General features: G+C 64.3%; 6 protein-coding genes and 1 pseudogene. All 7 read right to left on the bottom strand.

The window, feature by feature from the left end; translation table 11 throughout:
* Window positions 1-249: 249 nt before the first annotated feature.
* Entirely contained in the window at window positions 250-1,545 is a 1,296-nt protein-coding gene (gene murA / locus AB4Z51_RS42145; RefSeq protein WP_014491005.1) for a UDP-N-acetylglucosamine 1-carboxyvinyltransferase, read from the bottom strand.
* 255 nt (window positions 1,546-1,800) lie between these two features.
* Entirely contained in the window at window positions 1,801-2,268 is a 468-nt protein-coding gene (locus AB4Z51_RS42140) for a hypothetical protein (RefSeq protein WP_441499531.1), read from the bottom strand.
* 240 nt (window positions 2,269-2,508) lie between these two features.
* Window positions 2,509-4,944 (bottom strand): DNA topoisomerase (ATP-hydrolyzing) subunit B, encoded by a 2,436-nt coding sequence (gyrB, locus tag AB4Z51_RS42135; protein WP_166347611.1) that lies wholly within the window; start codon window positions 4,942-4,944, stop codon window positions 2,509-2,511.
* A 282-nt stretch (window positions 4,945-5,226) separates the two neighbouring features.
* Entirely contained in the window at window positions 5,227-5,970 is a 744-nt protein-coding gene (locus AB4Z51_RS42130) for a hypothetical protein (RefSeq protein WP_441499530.1), read from the bottom strand.
* A gap of 140 nt (window positions 5,971-6,110) precedes the next feature.
* Window positions 6,111-6,297 (bottom strand): annotated as a pseudogene (locus AB4Z51_RS42125) (hypothetical protein); the annotation flags it as partial.
* Window positions 6,298-6,461: 164 nt separating this feature from the next.
* Window positions 6,462-9,002 carry an arylsulfatase gene (locus AB4Z51_RS42120; RefSeq protein ID WP_441499529.1) on the bottom strand — a complete coding sequence of 847 codons (2,541 nt, stop codon included), beginning with the start codon at window positions 9,000-9,002 and terminating at the stop codon, window positions 6,462-6,464.
* Window positions 9,003-9,145: 143 nt separating this feature from the next.
* Window positions 9,146-11,314 (bottom strand): hypothetical protein, encoded by a 2,169-nt coding sequence (locus AB4Z51_RS42115; protein ID WP_441499532.1) that lies wholly within the window; start codon window positions 11,312-11,314, stop codon window positions 9,146-9,148.
* Window positions 11,315-11,350 lie beyond the last annotated feature (36 nt).

Below are 11,350 nucleotides of genomic sequence, written 5' to 3'. Positions count from 1 at the left end.
GCCCAGGCGACTGTTCGGGTTCAATGGACTAACGGACGGGGCACCTCTCTCACCCACGGCCTGCAACGACCTGGGGGTTTGCGGGCTCCCGTCCGTCACCGCAACGTCTACAATAGCAGACCTGCGGCGCTTCGACTTACAAGGGGTATGTCTCCGCGAATTCAAATCAGAGTGGATTCGCGGAGACATACCCCTCATCCGGCGCTTCGCGCCACCTTCTCCCACAAGGGGAGAAGGGAAGAGGAGCCCTCAGCCCTTCCTCTCCGGCACGCGCCTGATCTTCGCGCCGAGCGCGTTCAGGCGTTCGTCGATGCGCTCGTAGCCGCGCTCGATCTGGTCGGCGTTGTTGATCGTGGAGGTGCCCTCGGCGCAGACCGCGGCGAGCAGCATCGCCATGCCGGCGCGGATGTCGGGCGAGATCATCGATGCCCCGCGCAGGCGGCTGGGGCCGGCGATGATGGCGCGATGAGGATCACAGAGAACAATTCGCGCGCCCATGGCGATCAGCTTGTCGACGAAGAACATCCGCGATTCGAACATCTTCTCGAACATCAGGATCACGCCGTCGCATTGCGTGGCGGTGACGATCGCGATCGACATCAGATCGGCCGGGAAGGCCGGCCAGGGCTGGTCTTCCAGCTTCGGCACGTGGCCGCCGAAATCGTCCTGGATCTTCAGCGTCTGGTTCGAGGGCACGATGAGATCGTCGCCCTCGATGCGGCAGACGATGCCGAGCCGCTCGAACCCCATGCGGATCGAGCGCAGATGCTCGACGCCGGCGCGCACGATGCGAAGCGGGGAGCGCGTGACGGCCGCAAGCCCGATCAGCGAGCCGACCTCGATATGATCGGGCTGGATCCGGTAGGTCGTGGCGCCCAGCGTCGCCGGTCCATGCACGATCATGGTGTTGGTGCCGATGCCCTCGATTCGCGCGCCGAGCGCGACCAGGAAATTGGCGAGGTCCTGCACATGCGGCTCGGAGGCCGCGTTGCGCAAATGGGTGACGCCGTCGGCGGCGACCGCCGCGACCAGCGCGTTCTCGGTTGCGGTGACGCTCGGCTCGTCCAGAAACACGTCGGCGCCGGCGAGCTTTGCCGCGCGGAATTCGAGCCGGTCGGTCGCGGTGACCTTGGCGCCCAGTTGTTCGAGCGCGAGCACATGGGTGTCCAGGCGGCGGCGGCCGATGACGTCGCCGCCGGGCGGCGGCAGCATCACTTCGCCGCAGCGGGCGAGCAGGGGGCCTGCGAGCAGGATCGAGGCGCGGATACGGACGCAGAGCTCGGGGTCGAGGTCGGCGGCGCGGATGCTCTTGGCGTGGATGTGCAGCGTATTGCGGGCGGTCCATTCCGCCGCCGCGCCGACCGAGCGGATCAGCTCGACCAGCGTCTCGGTGTCGCGGATCCGCGGCACGTTCTCCAGCGTCACCGGATGCTCGGTGAGCAGGGCGGCGGCGATGATCGGCAGCGCCGAATTCTTGTTGCCGGACGGCTCGATCGAGCCCGAGAGCCGGTGACCGCCCTCGACAATGTACTGGATGGGCGCCACGGGGTTCTCGCTGTCCTGTTGGGTGGGGCTGTTTCGGGCGGAAACTACAGAGAATTGAGCGCGGGAGCAATTGCGGCGGCCACCGGCCGTTGCCGATCCGTTAGCCTCGGAGAGGCTGCCAATCCCTCATGGTGAGGAGCGCGGAACGCGCGTCTCGAACCATGAAGGCCCGGATATCTCGCCCGCGGCCATCCTTCGGGACGCCCGCTTCGCGGGCTCCTCAGGATGAGGCTGGGTGCTTGTAGGCGCGGGTGGTCAGAACAGCCCGATGATATTCGCGACCACATACAGGATCGCGATCAGGATCAGCGCGCCGATCATGACGAAGGAAATCTCGATCGCGATGGCGCCGGTGCCGAGGATGGCGGCCACGGCGGCAAGGAGCCGCTCCTCCCGAAAGATCAGCGCGAGGACCGAGAGCAGGATGGCGAGCAGGCCGAGCGAGATCGCGGTGGCCGAAGCGGTTTCGCTCCAGCTCCGTCCAGCCGATTTCTCGACCTTGGGGGCCTGATACTCCACGCCCTTCACGCGCGCGATCACGCGGTCCTTGATGCGATGGCCGCTGTCGACGATGACCTGGTCCGCCGGGGGCGGCGGGAAGATCATCGGCACCACCCAGTGCGGCAGCACCGCCGCCATCAGCGCCAGCACACCGACAATGCTGCCGATGATGCCGAGACGGCGGGAGGGGAGGGCGGAACTGGTCGACGCGGAGGCGATCATGGCATGGCGTTTTCCCGGCCGGAATTGGCCTTACGGGTTCATGCCGTTTCGTCGCGATGGTGGGGGTGAGGTTCAGCGATGCTGGGATCGGCCTAACCGTCATGCCCAGGCTTGTCCCGCCTGCGCGGCCGAAGCCGCTTCGGCGAGGCGAAGGCCCGGGCATCCACGTTCTTTGTTCCGCGGAGCAAGGCGTGGATGGCCGGGACAAGCCCGGCCATGACGCTGCGGAAGCAGCGCGCCTCAGATATCGATCGTCGCGCTCAGCGAGTGTTCCTGGATGAAGTCGCGGCGCGGCTCGACCACGTCGCCCATCAGCTTGGTGAAGATGTCGTCGGCCTCGTCGACCTCCTTGACCTTCACCTGCAGCAGCGAGCGCGCATCGATGTCCAGCGTCGTTTCCCAGAGCTGCTCCGGGTTCATCTCGCCCAGACCTTTGTAGCGCTGCAGCGTGATGCCCTTGCGGCCGGCGTCGGTGACCGCTTCGAACAGGTCGACCGGGCCGTAGACCATGTGCTCGACGTCCTTGCGCCGCAGCTTGCCGGGGCGGGCATAAACGTCCTGGAGCTTCACGGTGTATTCGTCGAGCTTGCGGGCTTCGACCGAGCCCAGGAAGGCGGCGTCGATGACGGCGGCTTCCTTGACGCCGCGCACGGTGCGCTCGAACTGGAAACCCTGGCCTTCCACGTACTGGCCGACCCAGCCGCGCTCGACCTCCTCGGCCTGGTTGTCCAGCCGTCCCGCGATGTATTGTGCCGCTGCGGCGGCTTTCTCGGGATCGCCGTAGATCGCCTTGTTGAGCACGCCGGTGATGGCGGCCTGCTCGATCACCTTGCGATTGTAGCGGCTGTGCAGATTGCGCAGGACGCTGCGGACGGTGCGGGCGTCGTCGACCAGCGAGCGCAAATCGCGGCCGGTGCGATCACCGCCGACGCCGGGAATGAAGACGCAGTCGTCGAGGCCTGTGTCGATCAGATAATCCTCGAGCGCCCGCTCGTCCTTCAGATACTGCTCGGACTTGCCGCGGCTGACCTTATAGAGCGGCGGCTGTGCGATATAGAGGTAGCCGCCGTCGATGATGTCGCGCATCTGCCGGTAGAAGAAGGTCAGCAGCAGCGTGCGGATGTGGGCGCCGTCGACGTCGGCGTCCGTCATCACGATGATCTTGTGATAGCGCAGCTTCTCGATCGAGAATTCGTCGCTGATGCCGGTGCCGAGCGCGGTGATCAACGTACCGATCTGCTCGCTGCCCAGCATCTTGTCGGGGCGGACGCGCTCGACGTTGAGGATCTTGCCGCGCAGCGGCAGTACCGCCTGGAATTCGCGGTTGCGGCCCTGCTTGGCGCTGCCGCCTGCCGAGTCGCCCTCGACGATGAAGAGTTCGGACTTGGCCGGATCCTTTTCCTGGCAATCGGCGAGCTTGCCGGGCAGCGAGGAGACCGACAGCGGGCTCTTGCGCGTCAGTTCGCGCGCCTTTCGTGCGGCTTCACGCGCCGCGGCGGCCTGGATCACCTTGCCGACGATCATCTTGGCCTCGGACGGGTGCTCCTCGAACCAGGCCTGGAGCGCCTCGTTGAGGACGTTCTCGACCACGGGACGCACTTCCGAGGACACCAGCTTGTCCTTGGTCTGCGACGAGAATTTCGGATCGGGCACCTTCACCGAGAGAACGGCGGTGAGGCCTTCACGGCAGTCGTCGCCGGTCAGCGCGATCTTTTCCTTCTTGGCGTTGGCCTCGGCATAGCCGTTGACCTGGCGCGTCAGCGCGCCGCGGAAACCGGCCAGATGGGTGCCGCCGTCACGCTGCGGGATGTTGTTGGTGAAGCACAGCACGTTCTCGTGGTAGCTGTCGTTCCACCACAGTGCGGCCTCGACGCCGATGCCGTTGGCCTCCGCGCGCACCATGATCGGCGCCGGTACGATCGCCTTCTTGTTGCGGTCGAGATATTTGACGAACTCCTCGACGCCGCCGGAATAGTGCATCTCCTCGCGCTTCTCGACCGCATGGCGCATGTCGGAGAGGGCGATGTTGACGCCGGAATTGAGGAAGGCGAGCTCGCGCAGCCGGTGCTCCAGCGTCGCAAAATCATATTCGATGTTCTTGAAGGTTTCCGTCGAGGCCTGGAACGTCACCTCGGTGCCGCGCTTGCCCGGCGCGTCGCCGACCACCACCAGCGGTGCGACCGCATCGCCATGGGCGAACTCGATGTAGTGCTCCTTGTTGTCGCGCCAGATGCGCAAGCCGAGCTTGCTGGACAGCGCGTTGACGACAGAGACGCCGACGCCGTGCAGGCCGCCGGAGACCTTGTAGGAATTCTGGTCGAACTTTCCGCCGGCATGGAGCTGGGTCATGATGACCTCGGCCGCGGAGATGCCTTCGCCCTTGTGGATGTCGACGGGAATGCCGCGGCCGTCGTCGCGCACCGTGACGGAATTGTCGGCATTGAGCACGACGTCGACGCGCGTAGCGTGGCCCGCGAGCGCCTCGTCGATCGCGTTGTCGACGACCTCGTAGACCATGTGATGCAGGCCGGAGCCGTCGTCGGTGTCGCCGATATACATGCCCGGGCGCTTGCGGACGGCGTCGAGACCCTTGAGCACGCGGATCGATTCCGCCCCGTAATCGCTCGGATTTGAGGGCTCGTTTTCGGCAGGCGTCTGCCGAGCAGGTTCTGTCATGAGAGGCCTTCGAGATGTCGCCCGAATCAGCCGCGCAAAAGGCGCTGATTTGCAGGCTATTTGTGCCATGAAAGACCGCTTGCGCCTAGCGCAAAGTATCTTCCGGCAACCCTTTGACGAAATAGGGATTTTTTGCCGGTTTTCAAGGCTCTCGAAGGCCGATTCTGGGGCTTGCGAAAAGGGCGATTCGAGGTCCTGTTTTTAGCTCTTGAAGGCGTGGATTTTGCGGGGCGGAGAAGCGCGTTCCCAGGCGCCGTGGCGCCTCTGAACAGGTCACTGGGTTCAGTAGATCTGATCCGGCTTCTTGTCGTCGTCGCCCAAGCTGAGGGACCAGGCCTCGCCTGAGGCCACGGTGATGGTATCGGTGCGCACCGGATAGCCCGACACGACCAGCTTGTAGGAATATTTGCCGGGCGGCAGATCCAGCGTTTGTGGGTGATCGACGCCGCCCGCGATCTTGATGGTCTGATCGTTGATCGTGAGCGAAGCCGTGTCCGGCGCGAGATAGCCGAATATCAGCCGCGCTTGTCCTGCTATCGGCAGGAAATTGGCCTTGGCTGCGGCCTCCGTATTCCGCTGCACCAGGCTGACAATGGTCTCGTCCTGCGCGCGGCCGAGCTTCAGGGTGGCCGGCCCCTTGGGGGAGGCGAAGGCGAGCTGCACATGATCGGCGGCAACCACACTGCTTTCAGGCCTTTCCTCCCAGCCGCGCTTTGCGAGCTCCGTGCGGTAGAAGGCGAGCACATCGCTGAGCTGGGCCGGCACATGGGCTTCGAGCCCGACCCGCAGCGGGATTTCGATGCCGGTCATATGGGTGGTGTTGGAGCTGGAGAAGTTGTGTTGCTTCGGCACCGGCATCTCGGCGTCTGGATCCGCCGGTGTGAGTGCGGCCGAAGTTTGCGGTGACGGGTGCGGCAGCCATCCGCCGGCGCCTGCGGCGACCAGGCCGCCCGCGAGAAGAGCGAGGCCGCACAGCGGTGGCAACCACCGTGCCGGACCTCTCATCACACGCCTCACCGTCGTCATGCCTACTCTCCGGGGATGTCGCACGTCGTGATCTTCGCGCGATGCAGCGGCTGCGACCTGGTCGCCGCGGCCTCCGGACGACTAGTCGCCTCGCGAACCGGACAGGTTCAACCTGGCCGCTAAAGCCACAGGCGGCGGGATCAATACGTCTGGAGCGGCAGCACCTCGCCGCTTGGCCCCCACGAGGAGGCCCCAGGCGTCGCCGACGGCTACGGTCAGGGTCCAGTTGCGAGCGGGCTGCCCGGGCAGGCGCAGCGCGTACTGGTAGGTGCCGGGCGGCAGGTCGAGCATCGGGCCTTGCGGCGATTGCGGGCCGCCGGCGCCGGCAACGCATCCAGCGCGCCAAATGAAGAATCCACTGCCGGCGCTCCCTTCTATACGCGATGATATTTCGCGCAGGCTTTCGAAGCGGATCCCGCCGAACGATTTCCTAGCGAAGAAGGATGAGTCGTGGCGTTGGGGCCGACATGAATCGCCACGACTTGTCGCGCTTAGTCCCTCGCCCTTTCGAGCGCGTGTCGAATGACCTTTTGCTCATCCTCCGTCATTTGCGTCGCGCCAAGCTTGAAGGTCAGCTTGTCGATCTTGCCGGTGAAGCGGAAGGGCAGCTTATAGCTGTCGTCCACCGTCGTGCGGGTGTCGCTGCCGATGTCAAACGTTTCGTCAATGGCCATAAGAAACGGAATCGTGTGCGGGATCGTCTTTGCGGCCACCAGCTTGCCATCGGCCGTCAGTACACCGGTGCCACCCTTGCCCGGGCCGGGTCCGTTGTACTTGAAGTCGAATACAATGGTGTGCTTGCCCGGCTTGAGCGCATCGGTAAACAAGTCGCGACCGCCAATGCCGCCTTCCCAGCGGTACCGTTCTAGATCGAGCAAGTTGTATACGAAGACCGGCTTGCCTTTGAGCAGGTAGAGGGCGTATCCGCCAAAGCGACCGCCTAGAGTTGCGATCATTCCTTCCGCGCCGCCCTTAGGAACGGTAACCTCGGCCGTGATCGTGTAATCCTTATTGAGAAGGCTCGGAGCGTTAGCGTCAGGGATGCCAGCGTTCTCACCAGAATATGTGAAAACGGTTCGTCCGGCGGTCGCGCTTGGGCGCGGTGTCACAATGCGGGGCAGGACCGAGTTGTCCAGCGGAAAGACCTGGTATTTCGCCGCCTCCGACAGGAACAACGCTTGCAACTCCTTGAGCTTGTCGGGATTCTTGGCTGCGAGATCATCGGCCTGCGAGTAATCCTCGGCGATGTTGTAAAGCTCCCACTTGTATTCATTGATCCCCGGCAGCTTGGCGGTGCCCAGAAGCCAGGGAGGCGCAGGCGGCGTCGTACATGCATACCAACCATCGTGATAGATGCCGCGGTTCGCGAACATCTCGAAATACTGCGTGTTGCGCTTTGACGGCGCGTTGGCGTTAGCTTGGTCGAACGTATAGGCCATGCTGACGCCCTCGATGGGCCTTTGCTTGATGCCATTGACGGTGTCGGGAGCTTGAATGCCGGTGGCTTCAAGAATCGTCGGCACGATGTCGATCATGTGATGGAATTGGCTGCGGATGCCGCCAACGTCCTTGATATGACCGGGCCATGAGATGGCCATGCCTTGCCGGGTGCCGCCGAAGTGCGATGCCACCTGCTTGGTCCATTTGAACGGGGTATCGAAGGCCCACGACCACGCCACCGACATATGCGGGTAGGTCTTGTCGGAGCCCCAATCCTCGTAATGCAGCATCAGCTCGGTTTCGGGCAGTTTCAGAATGCCGTTGTAGGCGGTCATCTGGTTCGGCGTGCCCTCGAGCGTGCCTTCGGCGCTGGTGCCATTGTCGCCGCTGATGTAGATGATCAGGGTGTTGTCGAGTTTGCCCATGTCCTCGACCGCCTGGATGACGCGGCCGATTTCGTAGTCGGTATAGGCCGCATAGCCGGCAAACACCTCGGCTTCGCGCGCGTACAATTTCTTCTGGATGAACGAGAGCGAGTCCCATTTCGGCAGCGTATCCGGCCAGGCGGTGAGCTGGGTGTTCGCCGGGATCACCCCGAGTTTCTTCTGGTTGGCGAAGATCTGCTCGCGCAGCTTCTCCCAACCCATGTCGAACTTGCCCTTGAACTTCTCGCTCCATTCCTTCTTCGGCTGATGCGGGGAATGGGTGCCGCCAGGCACGTAGTAGACGAAGAACGGCTTCTCGGGCGCCGCCGCGTTCAGTCCGTTCATGTAGTTGATGGCGTCATCCGCCATGTCGGTGATGAGGTTGTAGCCGGTCTTGCTGACCCATGGAAAAACCTGGCTCGTGTTGCGGAAAAGGTAAGGCGTCCACTGGTCGGTCTCGCCGCCCATGAAGCCGTAGAAATATTCGAATCCCATTCCGACCGGCCATTGGTCGAACGGCCCGGCCGAGCTGTACAGATAGGTTGGGGTGTTATGGTTTTTGCCGAACCACGAGGTGGCAAATCCGTTATCCCGCAGAATGGTCCCGATCGTCGCACTTTCCTGGCCAATGACGGAATCGTAGCCCGGATAGCCGGTGGACATTTCACCGATCACGCCAAACCCGACCGAGTGGTGGTTGCGGCCGGTGATCAGCGCTGCCCGCGTCGGCGAGCAGAGCGCTGTCGAGTGAAACTGCGTGTAACGCAGGCCCGCCTTGGCGATGCGATCCATGTTCGGGGTCGGGACCACCCCACCGAAGGTGCCGGTCACGCCATAACCCTGGTCGTCGGTCATGATCAGCAGCACGTTCGGCGCGCCTTTGGGCGGCACAACGGACGGTGGCCAGTATGGCTTGGAGTCCGCGGCATCTTCCTTGATCACGCCTTCGAACTTCGGAGGTTCAGGCGGAAGCTGCTTGCCATCGATGGTTGTCGTGGCGCTCGGCGAACCCGGCGTGCCGGTGGTTTGCTGCGCGAGGCAGGTCGTCTCCAGAGCACACAGCCAAAAAGCGACGGTCAGTGCGGTGCCACAAAGCAGCAAGTTGCGGTGGTTTAGTAAGCGGCTTTCTGGCTTTGAGCTATCGTCAACGTGACGGGTACGCGTCATTGCAAGCTCCCTCTTGGAGACGTCAGAACCCTGTTGACGCCTATTCGGGAGGCAATGCCGCAACGCTCTGTTGATCTAGATCAACTTTCCGCCCACGGGTCCGAAACGCCGGCTGCGCGTGGGCGCACCTGCTTCGTCGCACCTCAATACATTTGCAGCGGAAGCACGTCGCCGCTTGGCCCCACCAGGAGGCCCCAGGCATCGCCGGCGGCAACGGTGAGGGTGTCGGTGCGGGCGGGCTGACCGGGCATACGCAGCGCGTACTGGTACTTGCCGGGCGGCAGGTCGAGCATCGGGCCTTTCGGCGATTGCGGGCCGCCGGCGCCGGCCGCGATCTTGATGGTCTGCTTGTTGATCGTCAGCGACGCCTCCTTCGGCCCGATATTGCCGAGCATCAGCCTGGCCTGGCCCGCCTTGGGCATGATGTCGGCCTTGGCCGCGGCCTGCGGATTCCGCTGCACCAGGCTGACCGTTGTCTCCTCCCTGGCGCGGCCGAGCTTCAGCATGGCCGGACCTTCCGGCGAGGTGAACGCCAGCTCCGCTCGATCGGCGGTGACCGTCGCGCCGTCAGTCTTTTCCTGCCAGCCGCGCTTGGTGAGCTCTGCGCGATAGAAGGCGAGGACATCTGAGAGCTCAGCCGGAATGCTGGCTTCAAGCTCCTTGCGGAACGACTGGTCGCTGCCGGGGAATTTCGTCGAGCTGATCCCGCTCGAGCTGCGCTGCGTCGGCACCGGCAGGGCGGAATCGGGATCGGGCTTCAGCGGCTCGGTCGATTTGGCTTGGATCGGCTTTGCTTCTGCCGATTTGGCCTCAACCGGCTTCGCCGCAGCCACCATGAGGCCGGTGCCGTTGGCGCTGACATTCACCTTCGGGCCCATCTGCATCACGGTCATCGAGATCGACTTGCCGGCCTTGGAGAATTCCATCACCGCCATGTTGGGCTGGTTGATGACGGAGGGCTGCTCTTTCCAGCCCGCGTTCTTCAACGATGCGCGGTAGAAGCTGCCGAGAGCCTTCACGCTCGACGTGGAAGAGAATTCGAGCCGGCCGTCGCCGCCTTCGAACGTCACGCCTTCGGCGGTCTCGGGCAGCGGCACCGGCGTCTTGCTGTCGGCGAGCGCATTGAGCGGCGCGTCGGACAGCGCGCCGGCCTGCACTTTGCGCCGCGCTTCGTCGGCGGCGATGAGTTGCTTGGCCGCACCGAGCGCGTCACCAAGAAATTTCTCATCGGCTTCTTTCTTCGCCTTGGCGCGGGCGGCAAGCGCGGAGTCCTTCACCTGCGCGGTCAGGCTGACCATGGTGAAATCGTATTTGCGGCCGAGCCGCAGCACGCCGGTTTCCTCGGCGTTGGAGATCTTGATCGCGACCTCGTCGCCGGGCGCGAGCGGCGCGCTGCCATCCTCCTGCCAGCCGCGCGCGGCGAGCTCGCGGTGATAGAAGGCCAGCACGGCGGGCAGCTCGGCCATCGCGGCGGCCGACATCTCGCGCTTGTTGGAGCTTGCGCTGCCGAGGCCCCTGGCCGTCTTGGTCGGGTTCGGCCGCGGCAGCCCGGCCAGATCGCTATCGGCTTTGAGCTCGCTGGGCAGGGCGAAGGGCGCGACGCGGATATCGACATTGGTGCGGCCGTCGTCGCGGCGCGTCAGCGTCAGCATGACCGGCTTCTGCTGGTAGAAGCCGGTGTCCTTGCCGTCGGGGTGCGCGTAGAAGGCGCGCAGTCCGTTGGGAACGGTCTCATCCAGGCTGGTCGTCCAGCGTGCGGCGATTTCCGGCGTCAGCTTCTGCCAGCCGATCGCAGCCATCTGGCTGGTGTAGAAATCCGACGTCGCATCGAGCGCGCTGGGCGCGATGCAGCCGAGATAGGGCCGGGTCCCATCGAACATGATGTCGCTCGCGCCGTCCGGAAACGGCACGTTCCCGTAGAYCCGGTCGGTCGTGTAGTAGACAACGGATTGATCGGGCCGGCCGAGGGCCTGCGTGAAGTGAACCGAAAGGCCCTGCCGTCCCTTCTTGAAGTTCAGCGTGGTGCTCTTCTCCTCCAGCGGCCTCACATAGGGCACCCAGCCGTCGGCGCTCAGGAGTTTCTTCACCGCCGGCGATGTCACGGCTTCCGGCGTCGGCATGCGGTATTCGACGCGGTAGGGATCGGGGCGCGAGGTGTCTTCCACCGCGCCCTCGAGCTGCGGCAGCGCATGGACGTCGACAATGCCTCCGTCGGCAGCGGCCGCGATCGAGCAGCTCGCCATCAGGGCAAYGCCGCAGGCAAGCAGCTGCCATCGTGCCGGGACTTGGGTCCCGCGCGGGATCATCGACATCATCACGTCTCCAGGATATCGCGCACGGCTCAGGCG

Source organism: Bradyrhizobium sp. 2TAF36, assembly GCF_052114925.1.
Classification (GTDB): Bacteria; Pseudomonadota; Alphaproteobacteria; order Rhizobiales; family Xanthobacteraceae; genus Bradyrhizobium; species Bradyrhizobium barranii.
The sequence above is the reverse complement of the archived record's forward strand: the minus strand, read 5'-3'. Positions and strand labels throughout refer to the sequence as shown.

Bases quoted from the DNA above. Each gene is read 5' to 3' on its own strand.
- AB4Z51_RS42140 (WP_441499531.1), bottom strand. From the start codon at position 2,268: ATGATCGCCTCCGCGTCGACCAGTTCCGCCCTCCCCTCCCGCCGTCTC.
- gyrB (WP_166347611.1), bottom strand. From the start codon at position 4,944: ATGACAGAACCTGCTCGGCAGACGCCTGCCGAAAACGAGCCCTCAAAT.
- AB4Z51_RS42130 (WP_441499530.1), bottom strand. From the start codon at position 5,970: ATGACGACGGTGAGGCGTGTGATGAGAGGTCCGGCACGGTGGTTGCCA.
- AB4Z51_RS42120 (WP_441499529.1), bottom strand. From the start codon at position 9,002: ATGACGCGTACCCGTCACGTTGACGATAGCTCAAAGCCAGAAAGCCGC.